Annotated in this window: 19 protein-coding genes; 4 read left to right on the top strand and 15 right to left on the bottom strand. The window is 27.8% G+C overall.

Annotated features, from left to right (window positions below; translation table 11 throughout):
- Window positions 1-80: 80 nt before the first annotated feature.
- The 7 genes from hypE to ACNI3D_RS07165 form a co-directional block, all read right to left on the bottom strand.
- On the bottom strand, window positions 81-1,079 hold the full coding sequence (gene hypE / locus ACNI3D_RS07195) for a hydrogenase expression/formation protein HypE (protein ID WP_419768797.1): 999 nt from the start codon (window positions 1,077-1,079) through the stop codon (window positions 81-83).
- Complete coding sequence (locus tag ACNI3D_RS07190; protein WP_419768796.1) at window positions 1,072-2,067, bottom strand: virulence RhuM family protein/type II toxin-antitoxin system death-on-curing family toxin; 996 nt, start codon at window positions 2,065-2,067, stop codon at window positions 1,072-1,074. Before ACNI3D_RS07190 ends, hypE begins: the two co-directional genes overlap by 8 nt.
- Before the next feature lie 7 nt (window positions 2,068-2,074).
- A complete protein-coding gene (locus ACNI3D_RS07185; protein WP_419768795.1) occupies window positions 2,075-2,320 on the bottom strand; it encodes a VF530 family protein in 246 nt (81 codons plus the stop codon).
- A 188-nt stretch (window positions 2,321-2,508) separates the two neighbouring features.
- Complete coding sequence (gene hypD / locus ACNI3D_RS07180; RefSeq protein WP_419768794.1) at window positions 2,509-3,633, bottom strand: hydrogenase formation protein HypD; 1,125 nt, start codon at window positions 3,631-3,633, stop codon at window positions 2,509-2,511.
- Between the two features lie 5 nt (window positions 3,634-3,638).
- Window positions 3,639-3,920, bottom strand: coding sequence for a HypC/HybG/HupF family hydrogenase formation chaperone (locus ACNI3D_RS07175; protein ID WP_129099862.1), 282 nt, complete (start codon window positions 3,918-3,920; stop codon window positions 3,639-3,641).
- A gap of 1 nt (window position 3,921) precedes the next feature.
- Window positions 3,922-4,701: a hydrogenase nickel incorporation protein HypB gene (hypB, locus tag ACNI3D_RS07170; protein WP_375723447.1), complete on the bottom strand. Its 780-nt coding sequence runs from the start codon at window positions 4,699-4,701 to the stop codon at window positions 3,922-3,924.
- 120 nt (window positions 4,702-4,821) lie between these two features.
- A complete protein-coding gene (locus ACNI3D_RS07165) occupies window positions 4,822-5,214 on the bottom strand; it encodes a NifB/NifX family molybdenum-iron cluster-binding protein (protein ID WP_419768793.1) in 393 nt (130 codons plus the stop codon).
- 115 nt (window positions 5,215-5,329) lie between these two features.
- Here ACNI3D_RS07165 and ACNI3D_RS07160 point away from each other — a divergent pair, with 115 nt between their 5' ends.
- Window positions 5,330-6,478, top strand: a complete 1,149-nt coding sequence (locus ACNI3D_RS07160; RefSeq protein WP_419768792.1) for an MFS transporter — start codon at window positions 5,330-5,332, stop codon at window positions 6,476-6,478.
- Here ACNI3D_RS07160 and ACNI3D_RS07155 read toward each other — a convergent pair.
- Entirely contained in the window at window positions 6,465-6,803 is a 339-nt protein-coding gene (locus ACNI3D_RS07155) for a DsrE family protein (RefSeq protein WP_375723445.1), read from the bottom strand. The genes ACNI3D_RS07160 and ACNI3D_RS07155 overlap by 14 nt on opposite strands.
- Before the next feature lie 84 nt (window positions 6,804-6,887).
- Here ACNI3D_RS07155 and ACNI3D_RS07150 point away from each other — a divergent pair, with 84 nt between their 5' ends.
- Entirely contained in the window at window positions 6,888-7,544 is a 657-nt protein-coding gene (locus tag ACNI3D_RS07150; protein WP_419768791.1) for a hypothetical protein, read from the top strand.
- Between the two features lie 4 nt (window positions 7,545-7,548).
- Here the strand turns inward: ACNI3D_RS07150 and ACNI3D_RS07145 are convergent, their stop codons facing one another.
- A complete protein-coding gene (locus ACNI3D_RS07145) occupies window positions 7,549-8,082 on the bottom strand; it encodes a hypothetical protein (protein WP_419768790.1) in 534 nt (177 codons plus the stop codon).
- 98 nt (window positions 8,083-8,180) lie between these two features.
- Here ACNI3D_RS07145 and ACNI3D_RS07140 point away from each other — a divergent pair, with 98 nt between their 5' ends.
- Entirely contained in the window at window positions 8,181-8,477 is a 297-nt protein-coding gene (locus ACNI3D_RS07140) for a DUF3817 domain-containing protein (protein ID WP_129099855.1), read from the top strand.
- Window positions 8,478-8,574: 97 nt separating this feature from the next.
- Entirely contained in the window at window positions 8,575-8,778 is a 204-nt protein-coding gene (locus ACNI3D_RS07135) for a YgaP family membrane protein (protein ID WP_419768789.1), read from the top strand.
- A 14-nt stretch (window positions 8,779-8,792) separates the two neighbouring features.
- On the opposite strand, the gene ACNI3D_RS07130 is transcribed toward ACNI3D_RS07135, so the two are convergent.
- The 6 genes from ACNI3D_RS07130 to ACNI3D_RS07105 all read right to left on the bottom strand — a co-directional run bounded on the left by ACNI3D_RS07130 (window position 8,793) and on the right by ACNI3D_RS07105 (window position 17,794).
- On the bottom strand, window positions 8,793-10,760 hold the full coding sequence (locus ACNI3D_RS07130; RefSeq protein ID WP_419768788.1) for a methyl-accepting chemotaxis protein: 1,968 nt from the start codon (window positions 10,758-10,760) through the stop codon (window positions 8,793-8,795).
- Window positions 10,761-10,935: 175 nt separating this feature from the next.
- Window positions 10,936-13,152: a carbamoyltransferase HypF gene (gene hypF, locus ACNI3D_RS07125; protein WP_419768787.1), complete on the bottom strand. Its 2,217-nt coding sequence runs from the start codon at window positions 13,150-13,152 to the stop codon at window positions 10,936-10,938.
- A 9-nt stretch (window positions 13,153-13,161) separates the two neighbouring features.
- Window positions 13,162-14,820 carry a hypothetical protein gene (locus ACNI3D_RS07120; RefSeq protein WP_419768786.1) on the bottom strand — a complete coding sequence of 553 codons (1,659 nt, stop codon included), beginning with the start codon at window positions 14,818-14,820 and terminating at the stop codon, window positions 13,162-13,164.
- Window positions 14,804-15,367, bottom strand: coding sequence for a HyaD/HybD family hydrogenase maturation endopeptidase (locus ACNI3D_RS07115; protein WP_129099850.1), 564 nt, complete (start codon window positions 15,365-15,367; stop codon window positions 14,804-14,806). The genes ACNI3D_RS07120 and ACNI3D_RS07115 overlap by 17 nt, the downstream gene beginning before the upstream one ends.
- Window positions 15,364-16,053 carry a Ni/Fe-hydrogenase, b-type cytochrome subunit gene (gene cybH / locus ACNI3D_RS07110; RefSeq protein WP_129099849.1) on the bottom strand — a complete coding sequence of 230 codons (690 nt, stop codon included), beginning with the start codon at window positions 16,051-16,053 and terminating at the stop codon, window positions 15,364-15,366. Before cybH ends, ACNI3D_RS07115 begins: the two co-directional genes overlap by 4 nt.
- A gap of 10 nt (window positions 16,054-16,063) precedes the next feature.
- Window positions 16,064-17,794, bottom strand: coding sequence for a nickel-dependent hydrogenase large subunit (locus ACNI3D_RS07105; protein WP_419768785.1), 1,731 nt, complete (start codon window positions 17,792-17,794; stop codon window positions 16,064-16,066).
- Between the last annotated feature and the right edge of the window lies 1 nt (window position 17,795).

Below are 17,795 nucleotides of genomic sequence, written 5' to 3'. Positions count from 1 at the left end.
ATATATTTTTTAACTTCTTTTAACAAAGGGAATAAATTCCTTTTAAAGAAGCAAACCCTAAAGAGTACAACGAGTTGTACTTAACAGATTCTTGGTAACAATTCACCAGTTGGTAAATCAATAAATCTTTGTGTTCCCCAAGCCGTATTTAAAACTACTTTATGCTTATGTCTAGAAGTAACTTTTCCAATTACAGCTGCCTCAGTTGAAGTCTCACACAATTTTAAAACTTCTAAAGCACTATCAACTTGATCTTTTGAAATAGCCATCACAAAAGTACCTTCATTTGCTAAACTTAGAGCTTCAAAACCTAACATTTCACAAATACCACTTACCTCATCGCATACAGGTATTTTTTCTTCTTCTATTTCGATACAAATATCAGATTGTTTTGCCCACTCATTTAATACAGCACTAACACCACCTCTAGTAGCATCTCTTAAAGCTCTAATTTTAATACCAGAATCAATCAGCTTCTTAACAACAGGCCAAAGAGAAGCACAATCAGATTTTAAACTAGTAGAAAAGTCAATTCCTTCCCTAGCTGCAAAAATAGTCGCTCCATGTTTTCCTATAGAATTTGATACGATAATTACATCTTCTTCTTGAATACTATTAGAAGAGATACCTTTTTGTTCTATCTGTCCAATACCAGTAGTATTTATAAATATCTTATCAACACTTCCTCTTGGCACAACTTTAGTATCTCCACTTACAACAATAGCACCATTTACCTCAAGCTCTTTTTGCATACTACTTACTATTCTATTCAAAGTATCAACATCAAAACCCTCTTCAAGAATAACAGAGCAAGTAAGATACTTAGGCTTGGCACCCATCATGGCTAAATCATTACAAGTACCACAAATAGCAAGTTTACCAATATCAGCCCCTGGAAACTCTATAGGACTAACCGTAAAACTATCAGTAGAAAAAGCCAAAGTACCATCTTGAATAACAGCAGCGTCTTCACTCTTACTTAGAATATCATTTTTAAAAGCCTTATAAAAAACTTCAGTAATAAGCTCATTATTCTCTTGCCCACCATTACCATGTGCTAGTGTTATTGTTTTAGTCATTAATATTTTCCTCATAAAGTATATTCATAATTAGTTTTATAATAATATCTTTTTGTTCAGGTTTACTTGTAGCCACTAAAAGTGCTAAAGAAGCCAAAGCATTATCATTTATTTTCAATTCGCCATTTGATTTATATAGAGAGTTATTTTTAGATAAGAACAGTATAAATAAATATGCACCTATTCTTTTATTACCATCGTTAAAGGGATGCCCTTTTATAATATAGTAAAGTAAATTTGAAGCTTTTTGCTCTATTGATGGTAAGAGTTCAACTCCACCAAAAGTTTGATAAATACTTAAAAGATTTCCTTTTAATTCATCTGCTTTTTCTTTTCCAAAAAGCTCAGTAGCTTCACCTTTTAATATTAAAGCTTTTTTAAACTCTACTATTGCCTCTTTTACTTCTTCATAATCAAGTATAAATTTTTGCTCTTTATCTGCAACAACTTCTTGTAAACTTTCTTCATCATATCCTTGAAGTAAAGCCCAACTCTTTGCATAAGTTGAAATAATCTCAACAAACCCTTTAGATACTTCACTATTTAACTCTTTAGATTCTATATTACTTTTTATAAGTTGAAGTGTTTTATCTAGTTCATCAAGTTTTTGTTTTTGTAATCTATCTTTATTTAAAGCATAGCCATTTATCAAGTATTGTTTTAATACTTTTGTTGCCCACTGTCTAAATTGAGTTGCTTTTTTTGAATTTATTCTATACCCAACAGATATAATCATATCAAGGTTATAATATTCTACCTCCCGTAAGACTTCTCTTGTTCCTTCTTTTTGAACTGTTGCATTTTTTGCAACAGTTAAATCTTTATCAAGTTCTTCATCTTTAAAAATATTTCTAATATGTCTTGAAATAACAGATTTATCTCTTTCAAATAGTTCACATAATTGTTTTTGAGATAACCATAAAGTATCATTCTCAACTTTAGTTGATAACTCAACATTACCATCTTCATAGATTATTATGTTATTCATCATAGCCCTACTTATTATCTGCTTTAGTTTTTAAATATAATTCTTCTACTTTTGTTCTTGCCCATGGAGTTTTTCTAAGAAACTTCAAACTTGAGTTAATAGATGGGTCTACTAAAAAGCATTTAATATTAATACGATTACCTAAACTATTAAATCCAAAATTCTTCACAAGATATTCTAAGATATCTTGTAGTTTTACGCCATGAAGTGGATTATTTTTGTTTTCATTCCTATTTTCTGATGTAGTCGCCATTTATATTTCCTGCTATATATTTTTACTTCTTATTAATTATACTTACAAACTATAGGGATATTAGGTTTTAGATTTTGTTCTAGTTCAAGGCGGAGATAAAAATTTAGGTAGGAGCTTACAATAGTAAGTGAGTATCTAAATTTTTAGATTCAACGATGAAATTGAACAAAAGATGAATCCTAATATCCCTATAGTAGATTTCCGTATTTGTAGTATGCACTACATGCACCTTCTGAGCTCACCATACAAGACCCTAACGGGCTACTTGGCTTACAGGCTGTTCCAAATACTTTACAATCATTTGGTTTGGCTACACCTCTCATAATACTTCCACAGATACAAAGCTTATGGTCATCTATCTTTTCATTTGGTAAGATATCTTTATATATTAATTCTGCATCTATAGAAGCATACTCATCTCTTAACTTATATGATGAATCTTTGATATCCCCTAAACCTCTCCATCTAAACTGTTCTGCTTTTGTAAAGAACTTATTATTTAACTCTTGAGCTCTTAAGTTTCCATCATATGTTACTGCTCTTGAGTATTGTAGTTCTAAGTCACATCTGTTTTCGTTGAACTGTTTTATAATAGATAGAATTGATTGCATTACATCTACTGGTTCAAAGCCACTTACTACTACTGGCTTTTTATAATCCACTACAAACTCTTCATATATCTTAGAGCCAGTTATTACACTTACATGTGAAGGTCCTATAAATGCATCTATTTTACAATCACTACTATCAAGTAATGCCCTCATAGGTTCTGGTACTGTTATATGGTTTATATGAAATAATATATTCTTTACTTCACTCTTAGTTACATGCTCCAATAGTGCTGCTGTCATTGGAGTAGTTGTTTCAAAGCCTATTGCAAAAAAGATAATCTTTTTATTTGGATTTTCATTTGCTATTTTTATAGTATCTAAAGGTGAATATACAAATCTTACATCTGCACCTTTACTTCTAGCATCTTGTAAGCTTCCACGACTTCCTGGTACCTTTATCATATCACCTAGTGTTACAAGTATTACATCTTCTTGTAAGCTTAGTATATAAGCATGGTCTATTCTCTCTTTTGGCATAACGCATACAGGACAACCCGGACCATGTACAAAGTTTATATTTGAAGGAAGAAGTTGAGGAAGTCCATACTTCATAATAGTATGGGTATGACCACCACATACTTCCATAATGTTTATATCTCTATTTAGTTTTTGTGCCTCTTTGTCTATTAGCTTTTTAAGTGCTTTTATTGTTTTTGGATCTCTAAATCCATCATATAAGTCTTTTAATTTTAGTTCACTCATAAACTCTACCTAGAAGGACAATTTTCTGCATTTTCAATTTCTCGCAGTCTATCTTGTTCTTCCATCTTTTCTATTATCTCTTTATAAACTTCAAGTGACGCCAAAGCATCTTCTTCATCTATTTTATTCATAGCAAAACCTATATGAATAAGTACATAATCTCCAATAACAACCTCTTGGTCTATTAAGTCTAAACTTGCACTTCGCTCTACTCCCATAGTATCTACTACACAAGTATTAGTCTCTTTGTTTATACTTTTTATTTTTGATGGTATTGATAGGCACATTTTATTTTCTCATACTTCTCTTAAAATTTATCCACTCTATTACTTTTTTAATACTCTCTTCATCTTTCGTTGATACTTCTAATATATCAACACTTGGATTTAGTTTTCTTGCATACTCTTTTTCTTTTTGAATATCATATTCAAAGTATGGTAGTAAATCTGTTTTAGTGATAAGTATTAAATCAGCACATCTAAACATCACAGGATATTTTTCTATTTTGTCTTCACCTTCTGGAACTGATACTAATACTATATTTAAATGAGTTCCCACATCATATGATGCTGGACATACAAGGTTTCCTACATTTTCCACAAAACAAACATCTATATCATCTAATGGAATATCATGTAATCCTTTGTGTACCATAAAAGCATCTAAGTGACAAGCACTTCCTGTTTGTATTTGAACTGCTTTTATACCTTTAGCTGTTAGTCTATCTGCATCCCTTGATGTTTCTAAATCGCCTTCTACAACTGCAAATTTAAAATCAACCATATCAGCAAACTTTTCCAATAGTGTTGTTTTACCACTTCCTGGACTTGACATAAGGTTTATACCTAATACTTTGTTTTCTTCAAAGTGAGCTCTATTGTGAGCTGCTTCATGATCATTTTTATCAAGAATTTTTTTGATTACTGAGATTGTTTTTGAATCATTTAACTGTGGATTATGATGAAGTGTTTCGTGTGCCGCTTGATGAGAGTGACTATCATGAGAATGGCTATGCTCATGGTCGTGATGATGATGGTCTGTTATACTACAACCGCAATCTTTACACATGTTTTGCCTTTTAGTTTAGTTTATGAATACTTGTTCATTTACTGTAGTGTAATGCAAGTAATATAAAACCAAACTAAAATTTTATTTTCTTATGTACTTTTAGAACTAAAAAAGCATTTATTACGCAAAGTTCGCAGATGTCTCTTTTAATATATCATTTACATCTAGTGATTCACCATTGTACTTAACTATCTTTATACCTTGTGAAGTAAAAGATTTAGCTGTATTTTTACAAGCTTTTTTAACTACAACATAATCACAACCGTTAAGTGTTACACCCATTTTGGCATGTTGTGCTATATGCTCTTCATCATCATGTGCATGATCACAAGCATGCTCTTCTTCTGGATGGTCATGGTCTAGGTCACTTCTTGGGTTATTTATTACAGAGTTTAAATTAAAAGAACGGAACATCCCTGTTCCACTTAAATCATATATTGCAAACTTTGGAGTATGTCCTGCATTGCTAAAGAAACTTAATTTATCGTCTTTTACGGGAATTGCTATTTTCATTATATTCACCTTTTATTTATTTATACGAGCATCATACTCTTATATTATAATATTATGCAATTTTTACTCCATAAACAATTAAATTTTTAATTTAAATGATGATACACTGCCACAAATGAAAAATATAAACAAATTTACCCTCCTTACTCTTCTTTTATTGGCAATGACAACTGTCATGTCAAATGTAGCCATAGTTACATCTTTGCCACACTTAAAAGAGTATTTTAAACATACAGCTAATATAGAATTTTATTCAAGATTGATGCTTACTCTACCTTCCCTTGCTATTGCACTATTAGCTCCCGTTTTAGGACATATTATTTTTAGATTTGGAAAAAAGAAATCAGTTCTTATAGCACTTTTTTTCTTTTCATTTTTTGGAACAGCTGGATTATATCTTGATAGCATAGAGACACTTTTAGCATCACGGGCATTGTTTGGATTATGTGTTGCTACTTTGATGATTGTTTCAACATCTCTTGTTGGAGATTATTTTAAAGAAGAAGAAAGACATCAATTCATGGCTTATCAAAGTGCATTTATGGCTTTAGGTGGAGTCTTTTTTGTCGTCGGGGGAGGAATGTTATCTGATATGAATTGGAGATTTCCTTTTGGCATTTATTTTATTGGAATACTTCTAATACCTTTTGTTCTAAAAAATATAAAAGAGATAAAAATAGAAGATATGCAAGAAGATGAGACTGTAAACATAAGTAAAAATATTTTATTTGTATATTTTCTTGCTTTTTTTTATATGCTTTTATTTTTTATTTTACCAACTCAATTTCCTTTTTTACTTATAGAAAAATTTAAAGTAAGTGGTTCTTATGCTGGGACTATAATTGCTACTGCATTCTTTTTTAATGCTTTAGGGGCTATTGTCTTTTCAAAATTAAAAAAGATATATTCATACTCTACTATTTATATCATAGGATTAGCACTTATCGCTTTTGGTCTAAGTTTAGTAGGAATAATAACAAATGTTCATTTCTTTTTTATATCAGCACCAATATTGGGTTTTTCTGGTGGATTTATGATGACAAATGCAGTTGCATGGATGTTAAGTAAAACAAATCCTAAAAAAAGAGTCAAAAGTTCAGGATACTTCACTTCATCTATTTTTTTAGGACAGTTTCTTTCACCTATAGTTTTTCACCCATTAGTTGCTATTTTTGAAATACAAAAGTTCTTCTCTATAATAGGTGCTTCACTATTTGTAATTGTTCTATTAGTAGTAATTATAAAAAAAGTTATACAGAGATAATACTCTCTCCACTTTTAATCCAAGAGCTTAATAATTCACCTGTGTAATAAACTTGCATATTACAAGCTTGTAATTCATCTTTTACACCCAAATCTTCAGAACATTTTTGACAAGCAATTACTTCTACACCATCAGCTATCATTGCTTTTACTTTCTCTTGTACTTCTTTATCTTCACTTATAAGTTTTTGAGAAGCTCCCCAAACTAAAACCTGAACATTTTCAATCCAACCTTTTAGTTTTGCATTATGTGCATATAAACATACCATACTTAATGCTGTCTCTTTATTATCACTTGCCCATAATATTTTTGCAGTATTATTCATAAATCTCTCCATAATTTAATTTTATTGATTATATGCTTTTTTACTTATCAATTTATATAAATTCTATTTTAGCTATAATTTTTTATGAATTTAACTAATTGCCCTTTTTGTAATCATCACTTACTCTATAACTTACAAGATAACTATAAAAAATGTAAATCTTGCAAAAGAAAATTCTCATTAAAAAAATTAGAAACAGATATAACTATAATAAACTATTTTTGCAATAACATAAATGCAAATAAAACAGCACAAATATTAGAGCTAAACTATAGAACTGTTCAAAATAGATATATGCTTTTTAGAAGACTTATAGCAAACTTTTTGGATGAAGAGTATAATAATAGTATAAAAGATAATAGCTCTTATCAAGAGTATTATTACTTTACAACAAGAGAACATAATAAAAAAAATCGCTCACTTTTTGATGCTATTAATATTATTGGTTTTTATTCAAGTAAAAAAATATATACCCTTCTTATGCCAAAGCTACCTAAACATAGTATTGAGAGTAGTACAAAAGATTATGAGTATTATTTAAAATGGCATAAACTCTACTCTATAAACTCTTATAAAACTCCTTTAAGTATCTTTTGGAAATATCTAGAAGAAAACTTGAAAAAATACAAAGGAGTTGATGAAAAAAATTTCTTTTATTACTTAAAAGAGTGTGAATTCAAATTTAACTACTTGCAAAATAAGCAAATAAGTATTTTGAAAGATTTATATTTCAAAGATTAAACTCTTATTTTAAGATAAAAGGCATATCTCTTTTAAGTGATTCAAGTAAATCTTCATTTAAAAAGAACTTTGCAAACTCTTCTTTACTCTTATATGCTTGAGCACATACATATCTATTTTTTTTAATAAGATCTAAAGATTCATCTATAAAGTTTTTATACTCTAAATTCGATTGATAATAATCATACATCTTTTTTAAATCATTGTCTGTAATACTATCTTTTAGCATTACAACATTATCTCCTAAAAATTCAATAACATTATCTTCATCGTCTTTTAAATGACAAAAGGCTTCAACTACATCAATAAATCTCATATCAAATTTATAGCCTTCTAAAAGTAACTGTTTTAACTGTTCTAATTTATTCTTTTGAAAATAATATTGCATCAAAAGTGATAAATAATGATCTTTTACATCACTATCACCTTCACTTAAATTCTCTTCTATTTTGTCTAAATCATCTATTATATTTGTTTTTATATTAGTTTCATGAATAATTGCACACTGTGCCATAATTTCATGTAATCTTTTATCCATTAAAATTCCTCTATTAATTTAATTATAGATTATAGCCAATTTTATTAATTTTAGGTTAAAGCAAATTAGTTAATATTTGTCAAAATAAAGGAACAAAAATGATTAAAACAGCTTTGTATAGATTTAGAATTATTTCAATAATAGAAGGATTATCTTATTTGACATTACTTTTTATAGCAATGCCTATAAAATATATCGCTGAGAATCCTTATCCAGTAAAAATTATAGGTATGACACATGGAATTTTATTCATTATATTTTTAATATTATTATATGAATCAATGAAAAAATATAATTGGAATATACGATTAACAATAGAACTTTTTATATACTCAATTATTCCATTTGGTTTGTTTTTTATTGAAAGAAAAATCAAAAAACTAGCATTAGCATAATTATAAGTAAATCTAATTTTATATTATTTAATTTCTTTTCATACAAATATATTATATTTATAGTATCATTAGTAAAACTAATATTTAAAGGAATTGTATGAACAAAAATATAGGCAAAATAGACAAGATAGTTAGAATTATTGTAGGAGTAGCCATTATAGCATATGGTTTTATGACAAATAGTTGGTTAGGTGTAATTGGATTGATTCCATTAGGTACAGCACTCATTGGATGGTGCCCATTATATTGTCCTTTAAAAATAAATACAACTTGTGATAAAGATAATTCTAAAAAAGACTAGCTTTGGCTAGTCTTTTAAAAACTTTCCCAACTATCTTTATCTTCATTTACTTTTTTTATTTCTTTAATTTTTACACTTTTTGAATTATTACTTGATGTATCTTTTTTACCAATAACCTTTGCTTTTACATTATCTTTTCCAAGAAAATTTTTTGATTGGGTGTCACTAATAATTAATTTTGCTATTTCATCAGTTACCATTGCCACATGATCTGTTTCTGCTGCTACCATAGCATTTTCTTGTGTTTGTCTATCAAGTTGTGAGACAGCATCATTTATTTGCTCTATTCCTAATAATTGTTCATTAGAAGCATTTTTTATGTCTGAAATTAAATTTATTGTTTTATAAACATTATCATTTAAATTTTTATATCCATTTATCATTTCTGCCGCAATATTTTTTCCTTGATTTGCTTTTATGGTAGCTTTTTCAACTAAATTTTTTATCTCTTTTGCAGCTTCTGCACTTCTTGATGCTAGATTTCTTACTTCCCCTGCAACTACAGCAAATCCTTTCCCTGCTTCTCCGGCTGTTGCTGCTTCTACTGCTGCATTTAATGATAATATATTTGTTTGAAATGCTATTTGATCAATCACAGTAATTGCTTCACTTATAGCTGTAACTTCTGCATTTATTTCCTCTACTGCTTTTGTTGTTTCATTTGCTAAATTTTCACCTTTATTTACGGAATCTGTTACATTATTTGAAAAACTTGCCATTTTTGCAATATTTTCAGTATTATTTCTAACATTACTTGTAATCTCTTCTATTGCTGCGGCTGTCTCTTCTAATGAACTTGCAGCGGTTGTTGTACTTTTATTTAATTTATCAACATTTTTTAATAATATATCTGAACTCTGTCCTAATCTTAATCCTGTACTTTTATTTTCGATTAGCATGCTTGTTGCAGAATCACCAAGAGAGTTAATTCCATTTGCCAATTTTAGAATATGTTCTTTTAAGTCTTTTGTTGAAACTTTATTAAGATAATTATATGCGGAGTACTCTTCTATAATATTAAGTATTTTATCAACATTGCTTTCAAGATTCTCAGCCATTTTATTCAATACATCTTTTAATTGCATTAATGCGGGATTAGAAACATTTATATCTAGTCTTTGACATAAATCCCCTTGTTCAAATTCTGAAAGTACAGCAATAGTTTCATCGATTAATTTTCTATCTTCTATAACACCTTTTTTAGTCAATTCGATATTTTTATTTACTACTTTAGCCATTTGTGAAAATTCATCTTTCCCCTTTTCACTAATCAATATTGCATCATTACTTTCCCTATTTAAAAATTTAAAGAAATTTAATAAACCATCTTCAAAACTACTTATTGATTTATCAATATTTCTTCTTAATAAAAATGATAAGAAAATTGTTGTAAAGATAATTGTACTTGTTATAGTAATAAAAATAAAAAGAGAAGAAGAGATTAAACTAGAAGTATATTCCTCATTTTTCTTTATGATTGTATACACTTCTGTAGAAAAAGCATCAAGTAATGTTCTCATTTTTTCATAAGTAGGTATATATAACTGAAAATAAAAATCCTTTGCCTCTTCAATTTTATTTAAATTTACTAATTGAATTAATTTATCAGTATTGATTTTTGTTTTATCATATAAATCTTCAAATTGATTAAATTTTTGTTCTTCTATTTCATTGCCCAAAAGATTTCTAAACTTATCAAATCTTTCTTTTACTTGCAACAGATTTCCATTTACTCCTTCATCAATTTTATTCTTGATTTCAATGCCATCTTTTAAATTCATAATCTGTAACAATGAAATATTTGATTGATAAGAATCCCTATCTCCTTCTAATAATACAACAATCCCTGCAAATTCTTTATAACAAAGATTTAAAAAGTTATCTTTTATGCTTTTTATATTTGAGGAAACATAAATACTTGATAATACTGACAAAATAATTAAAATAACAAAAGATCCAACAATTTTATTTTTGATACTCATAATCTACTCCTAAATTACTATTTAAAACTAAAAAATAATTAATTATTTTCAATAATATTATTCCAATATATTTAAATTAATACTTTATTTTTTATATAATAAATTAATTTAATCTTAAATTGATAGTTAATTAGTGATTTTAGAATAAAAATTTTATTGGTTTATGTTTAAAGAATTAGTTTTGGAAGTATAGTTGACCAAAGGAAATTCCTTGATCATTTAAAGGAATAGTTTTAGAAAAATAAAACTTTCTTTTTAATTTTTTAGATAATTGTTCTAATAGTGTTTTATTTTGAAAAACTCCACCTGCTAAGACAATTTTTAAGTTCTTATTTTCTAAAGATATTTCACTTATGATATTTACAATCATATTTATAAACTTTGAACAAATAACTTTTTTATCTTTATCTTTTAGTATTTCTAATATTGCTTTTGATAAATCAATTTGAGTATTTATTATTTCATAAGAGTATGATTCATTTAAATTTTCATCATACTCTTTTTCTATTTGAAGCCCTGTTTCACCTTCATATGTTTGTAATTGTAAAATATTAGAAAATGAAGCTATGGCATCAAATACTCTTCCAAAAGAACTAGTAAGTGGAGTATTTAGATTTTTTTGCCACATTTTGTATAGTAATTCAATCTCATTTTTAGTAAAAGAGTTTACACAAGCATTATCTAAAGTTAAAACTTCTTCAATGGTAAAATTATCAAACAACAAAGACAAGGCAATCCGTCTTGGCTCTTTTACTGCTTTTTCTCCACCTAGGAGTTTAAAATATTTTAAATGATTGATTCTTTTATATGAGCTTCTATTTGAAATAAAGACTTCTCCACCCCAGATATTACCATCATCTCCATATCCTGTTCCATCAAATACAAAAGCTAAAACATCTTCATCTAAATCATATTCAGCCATAGTGGCTAATGCATGTGCATAGTGATGTTGAATTTGTTTTATCTCTTTGCCTTGATTCATCGCCCACTTTGTTGTTTCATAAGCGGGGTGTTTGTCACAAACAATTAATTGTGTTTTAAAGTCATAAAACTTTTCAAAGGTACTTACACTTCTTTTAAAATATTCCATAGAAACAATAGAATTCATATCTCCAATATATGCTGAAGAAATCATATTATTATTAAAACCTAAAGAAATAGAACTTTTTTGATTAGCACCAATAGCTAAAGTATTTTTATTAAACTTGTTACTAGTCTTATATGAAAATGGAGCATATCCCCTTGCTAGTCTTAATATTTGAATCTCATCATTTATAACTTGCACTATAGAGTCATCACAGGCATTTATTATGTCCCTATTGAAATCTAATACATAATCAACCACATTAGACAATTTACTAAAAATATCTTTTACATCTTTTATTATTGGTTCATCTTTCAAGTTTGCACTTGTGGCTATTATTGGATTATTAAGATATTCAAAAAGTAAAATATGCAAAGGAGTATATGGCAAAAAAACACCAAGTCTATCTATATTAGGAGCTATTAGTTCACTAATTTTGCAATTAGAATTTTTATTTACTATTACAATTGGTTTTTCTTTGCAAAGAATTGTCTTTTCTTCTTTATTTGAAATATTTGTATATTTTTTTATTTCATCTATATTTTTAAACATTACAGCAAAAGGTTTTGATGGGCGATTCTTTTTTTCTCTTAGTTTTTTAACTGCATTTTCATTTGTTGCATCGCAGATTATATGAAAGCCCCCTATTCCTTTTATAGCAACTATAAATCCAGAATTTATTTTTTGAGCTATTTCTTTAATACTATCATTATTACTTATTTCATTTTTGAAATTATCATATAATTTTATTTGTGGTCCACAGTTAGGGCAACAAATTGGTTGAGCATGGTAGCGTCTGTTTGTTGGGTCTTCATATTCTTCTTTACACTCTTCGCACATAACAAAATCATTCATAGAAGTATTGATTCTATCATAAGGCACAGTATTAATTATAGAGTATCTAGGACCACAATTTGTACAATTTGTAAAAGCATATTTGTATCTTCTATTTTCAATATTTTCAATATCTTTTATACAATCATCACATATGGCAATATCAGGTGAAACTAAAGTAGATTTATTGTTTTGATTAGCACTTTGAATAATTTTAAAGTCTTCAAAGTCATCTAAAGAAGTATCTTCTAGTATGGAAATATTATCTATCTTTGACAAAATAGGAGGGTTATTTTTTAGTTCATTTAAAAAAGTATCAATACTATTCTTCTTACCTTGAAGTAAGATGTTTACACCTTTATCATCATTGTTAACATATCCATTTAGATTGAGTTTTAGGGCAAGATTATATACAAATGGACGAAATCCAACACCTTGAACAATACCTTGAACTTCAATTATAAACTTACTCATTCACTCTCTTTAATCAATTTGTATAGGAAAGTCCTTATTATAATATATTTTATAATTTTTTGTAATGCTTTTATGTACAAAAGAAGAAATAAGTTTATTAGCAAATAAGTCTCCACAAAGACTTATTCCATCAAGTTTCATTTCATCATTTACCATATCAACACAAGAAGATACAAAATGGGCAAAACTCTCAATATATCCTAAACATATTAGATTATCATTTGTTCCAGCTAGTTTATAACTTATACCACTTTGTATTAATTTATAAATATTAAATCTTCTTTTATATATTTTATCACTTTCATCTAATTTATAATCTATTCTAGGACCTTTATCACCCAAAGCATTATGTGCACCAGTTAATAAATCCACTTCAAAACCTAAAATTACTGATACAATTTTCCATATACTATAAACAGAGTTTTCATTTATAGAAGACAAATCAAAACTAAGTGCCGTTTTATAAATATCTGGAAAAGACTTTTCATAATTTAAAATAAGTTTTGCACCATTAGTATCTTTTTTTATTTCATCAAATAATTCACTCATACTAATTGGTAATTCATATTTAAATATATCTATCATCCCATCTATTTTTGTAGAATAAAGTGTCAAGCCATCTTCATGTTTTGTACTTGCATAGGTATTTAAAATAGTTTTATCAAATAAATAATTTTCACTTAACAAAACCATAAATTGTGACTTATTTTTTTCATCAAACTCTTTATATACATCATCTAAACTTTTATCATAATTTTTTGATTTTAAAACTATTACTTGTCCATTATCTAAAATAGAGATTTTAGGAATCTCAATCTTTTTATATAAAGTACTACTAATAAAAGTTAAAGATGAATCAAAAGTATCACTCTTCCAATATGCCAAAAAGTTAATATTATATTTCTCTAACTCCAAACATAATAAATACAAAATCATGTCACTTGCATATCTAACATCAATATTTTCATTTATCAAAATTTTTTTAGATTTAAAGACTTCATTTATTTTTAAATTTATTCTTGGCTTTTCAATAGATGCTAGGGCTATTATCTCTTGCTTAGATGCAATAAGAACATCTGAGATATTATTTAAATTTGTACATAATAACTTTATCTTATCTTTTTTATTTTTATCTATAGCTTCTAGTTTTGAAAAAACGAACTCACCACTTAAAGTTTTTATTTTAACTCTTTTCCCATCATTTATAAGTTTAGAGGTATATTCAAAATACTCAATATAATTTGATTTTTTTATCTCTTTTTTTCCATCAAATAAAATTAAAGCTTTTGCCTCTAAATCTTGCCCACAATCTTCACAAAAAATAAAAGGATCATAATAGTTTTTATTACCTTTTTCTTCAACTGCTTTTAAGCATTTAGTACAAAAAGTTAAAACAGAACAGTCCAAATGATTAATATCTGGAAAAGTAGGAAATTTATCAACACTTTCAACTTCGACATTTTTTAGAAAAATAGACATTGGAAGAAATGTTGATAAAATCTTAGAAAATTCGTCTAGTATCTCTTTTGTACTTTCAACAAATAAATTTATGTGATTATTAGCTTTTGAAATTTTATAATTAATTTCAAAATCTTTTAGGCATGCTTTTATATTATGTATAAGTGTAAAATTATTTGAAAAGTATTCAAACTTATAAATAAGGACCATTTAGGATATCCCTTTTATAACTTATCTCTGCAATATTTGTAATATATGTATCAGCTTTTTTGACACACATTTCTACATCAAATAGTTTTAAATGATTTCTAACACTATTTTCCATAGTTATAATTGAAGATTGAATCTCTTCACTTAATTCAAAAGTAGTATCATCTGCGACTCTTTTTGGAATAACTCCAAGTATTTTAGTAAAGGGTAAGTCTTGATTCATATCTATCATTTTAAGTGTTTGAAGCATCTCAACTTCATGGGCACTTCCTTGCCAATTAACACAATTTGGAATAGCATTATAATCAAAAAAATAAACATCACCTGCACTTGCATTATTTGCATCGATACAATCAATTATAATTACTTCATCATATTTTATAATTTCGGGGATCAATCTTTGAGCCAAAGTTCCACCATCTATGATTGTAACCTTTGATTTTTTAGATTTAAAAGTATATTTTTCATCTAAATAGTGCACAAAATGTGCACCTATCCCTTCATCTTGAAAAAGAATATTTCCTATTCCTAATATTAAAATATTCATTTTTTTGCTTTACTCTCTTTTTTTTCATGTTTTTTATGCCAACTATATCCACTAAAAATAGTGTCCATAGAACCACTTTTACCATACACAGAATTAAACACTGCCATATAAATATGAATAGGAATAAATATCAAAAATATCCACATTGTAAGGTGATGCAATTCTCTTACATTAGCCAATCCACCCATAAGTACTTCTATTGGTCGCAGTAGTGGGAAAAGTAATCCAGCTAATCCATCATGATAAACATGTATATATAATATTAATCCTGTTAGAGATACTAAAAACAGAGTCATAAATATCATAAAATATGCAATAAACTGCAAAGGATTATATATACCTTTTCCTTCTGGATGAGTACCAATTAACATATAATATTTAATTTGTTTAATCCATACTCTTGGACTAATAAAATCAAAAAAGGAAACTCTTTCATTTCTACTTTGTCTATCAAAAATAAATAAATATACTTTAAATATTGTTGTTGCAATTAATACAAATCCAAAAACCAAGTGCCAGAATCTCCACAATGCATTCATGAAATTTACTGGTTCATCAGTAATATATGGTGTTAAAAAAGGTTTTGCAAGGTAAAAACCTGTCACAACTAATATTAATAAAGTAACTACTCTAATCCAGTGATTTAATCTTAAAACACCGGAAAACTCATATTTTCTTTCAATCATTTTTTAGCCTTTAACACGAAGTGCCATAAGTTGGATCAACTTTATAACTTCCTAGTTCATTGCCTTTTGTATCCATAACATGAACAGCACAAGCAATACATGGATCAAAGCTATGAATTACACGAATAATCTCTAAAGGTTGTGTTATATCTTTTACTTTTAATCCAATAAGATTTGATTCATAAGGGCCTTTTAACCCAGTTGAATCCTCAGGTCCAGCATTCCAAGTTGAAGGAACAACAGCTTGATAGTTTTCAACTACGCCATTTTTGATTCTTATCCAATGGCTTAACATTCCTCTTGGAACATCACCTATAAATCTACCTTTGTACTCTTTATCTTTATCGATTTTATAAGTAGTATATGTTTCTTGATCAACTTTTAAATTTTCAATTAAAGTGTCAAATGTTTCTAATCCATTTTCAATGATAGCTTTTACTTGTAAAGCTCTTGCCGCTGTTCTTCCCAAAGTAGTAAATAAAGCTTCCGTTGGAAGTCCTGTTTGTTCTAAAAATTCATCTACTATTTTAACTATTCTTTTATTTCCACTTGCATATGAAACTAAAACAGAAGCTAAAGGTCCAACTTCCATAGCTTTTCCATCATATCTAGGTGATTTTATCCAAGAATATTTACCCTTTTCATCAATAACTTTAGAGTGAACTTCTTTTCCTTCAGCTCCTATTGTCATGGCTTCACTCATACCTGTATAATTTGGATTTGTTTTTCCATCATAAGGATGTAAAGGCTCATCATCTTTATACCAAGAGTGTGTTGCTTCTTCTGTAATTAAGTCTTCATTTATAGGATGAACTTTTGATAAATCACCATTTAAAATAATTCCTGTGTCAAAAAGAAATTCAGTTCTATTTAGTTGCATTTCTTTATGAGACATAAAATTCATAGTTCCAGCTTTTGCAGTAACACTTGGCTCTTTTGCATAAGCTTGTCCTGCCATTAAAATATCAGCACAATAAGCATGTTCAATGAAATTTGAAACTTCTTTGTATTTTGTTAAATATTCTGCCATTCTTGAAGGATCTAATAAATCCATTACACAAGTAACCCCACCTACTGTTAAACTTTGAGGATGTGGTTGCTTTCCTCCAAACATTGCCATAAGTTGAGCAGCAGTTCTTTGAACTTCTAAAGCTTTTAAATAGTGACTTAAAGCTATTAGGTTTTGTTCAGGAGTTAATCTAAAAGTTTCATGTCCCCAATATGCATTGGCAAATGGTCCAAGTTCACCTCTTGCAGCAAATTCTTTTACTCTATCTTTTACTTTTACTAAATCATTTTCACCAGTTGCAATTGGATACTTTGTATATTTAAAAGCCTCTTTACTAGCTTTTGCAGGATCCGCTTTTAATGCAGATGTAATATCAACCCAATCTAAACCATGTAAATGATAAAAATGTACTAAATGATCATGCATAAATAATGCTTGATTCATCAAACTTCTAGTTAGTTTTGCATTTAAAGGAGGAGTAATATTAAGGGCATCTTCTACTGCTTCAATACCAGCTCTATAATGTGAAAAAGTACATACTCCACAGATTCTTTGCATCAAAAATCCAGCATCTCTTGGATCTCTATTTTTAACTATTGTTTCTAAACCTCTCCATAGAGTAGATGAAGCAAAAGCATTTTTTATAACATTATTTTCATCAATTTCAACTTCTATTCTTAAGTGTCCTTCAATTCTAGTAATTGGATCTACTATTATTCTTTTATTTGACATT

Source organism: Arcobacter siniprincipis (SeqCode), assembly GCF_048571125.1.
Lineage (GTDB): Bacteria > Campylobacterota > Campylobacteria > Campylobacterales > Arcobacteraceae > Arcobacter > Arcobacter siniprincipis.
This window is presented reverse-complemented; position numbering and strand designations above follow the sequence as displayed.

Excerpts from the sequence above, each read along its gene's own strand:
- hypE (WP_419768797.1), bottom strand. The coding sequence starts at position 1,079 with ATGACTAAAACAATAACACTAGCACATGGTAATGGTGGGCAAGAGAAT.
- ACNI3D_RS07190 (WP_419768796.1), bottom strand. The coding sequence starts at position 2,067 with ATGAATAACATAATAATCTATGAAGATGGTAATGTTGAGTTATCAACT.
- ACNI3D_RS07185 (WP_419768795.1), bottom strand. The coding sequence starts at position 2,320 with ATGGCGACTACATCAGAAAATAGGAATGAAAACAAAAATAATCCACTT.
- hypD (WP_419768794.1), bottom strand. The coding sequence starts at position 3,633 with ATGAGTGAACTAAAATTAAAAGACTTATATGATGGATTTAGAGATCCA.
- ACNI3D_RS07175 (WP_129099862.1), bottom strand. The coding sequence starts at position 3,920 with ATGTGCCTATCAATACCATCAAAAATAAAAAGTATAAACAAAGAGACT.
- hypB (WP_375723447.1), bottom strand. The coding sequence starts at position 4,701 with ATGTGTAAAGATTGCGGTTGTAGTATAACAGACCATCATCATCACGAC.
- ACNI3D_RS07165 (WP_419768793.1), bottom strand. The coding sequence starts at position 5,214 with ATGAAAATAGCAATTCCCGTAAAAGACGATAAATTAAGTTTCTTTAGC.
- ACNI3D_RS07160 (WP_419768792.1), top strand. The coding sequence starts at position 5,330 with ATGAAAAATATAAACAAATTTACCCTCCTTACTCTTCTTTTATTGGCA.
- ACNI3D_RS07155 (WP_375723445.1), bottom strand. The coding sequence starts at position 6,803 with ATGAATAATACTGCAAAAATATTATGGGCAAGTGATAATAAAGAGACA.
- ACNI3D_RS07150 (WP_419768791.1), top strand. The coding sequence starts at position 6,888 with ATGAATTTAACTAATTGCCCTTTTTGTAATCATCACTTACTCTATAAC.
- ACNI3D_RS07145 (WP_419768790.1), bottom strand. The coding sequence starts at position 8,082 with ATGGATAAAAGATTACATGAAATTATGGCACAGTGTGCAATTATTCAT.
- ACNI3D_RS07140 (WP_129099855.1), top strand. The coding sequence starts at position 8,181 with ATGATTAAAACAGCTTTGTATAGATTTAGAATTATTTCAATAATAGAA.
- ACNI3D_RS07135 (WP_419768789.1), top strand. The coding sequence starts at position 8,575 with ATGAACAAAAATATAGGCAAAATAGACAAGATAGTTAGAATTATTGTA.
- ACNI3D_RS07130 (WP_419768788.1), bottom strand. The coding sequence starts at position 10,760 with ATGAGTATCAAAAATAAAATTGTTGGATCTTTTGTTATTTTAATTATT.
- hypF (WP_419768787.1), bottom strand. The coding sequence starts at position 13,152 with ATGAGTAAGTTTATAATTGAAGTTCAAGGTATTGTTCAAGGTGTTGGA.
- ACNI3D_RS07120 (WP_419768786.1), bottom strand. The coding sequence starts at position 14,820 with ATGGTCCTTATTTATAAGTTTGAATACTTTTCAAATAATTTTACACTT.
- ACNI3D_RS07115 (WP_129099850.1), bottom strand. The coding sequence starts at position 15,367 with ATGAATATTTTAATATTAGGAATAGGAAATATTCTTTTTCAAGATGAA.
- cybH (WP_129099849.1), bottom strand. The coding sequence starts at position 16,053 with ATGATTGAAAGAAAATATGAGTTTTCCGGTGTTTTAAGATTAAATCAC.
- ACNI3D_RS07105 (WP_419768785.1), bottom strand. The coding sequence starts at position 17,794 with ATGTCAAATAAAAGAATAATAGTAGATCCAATTACTAGAATTGAAGGA.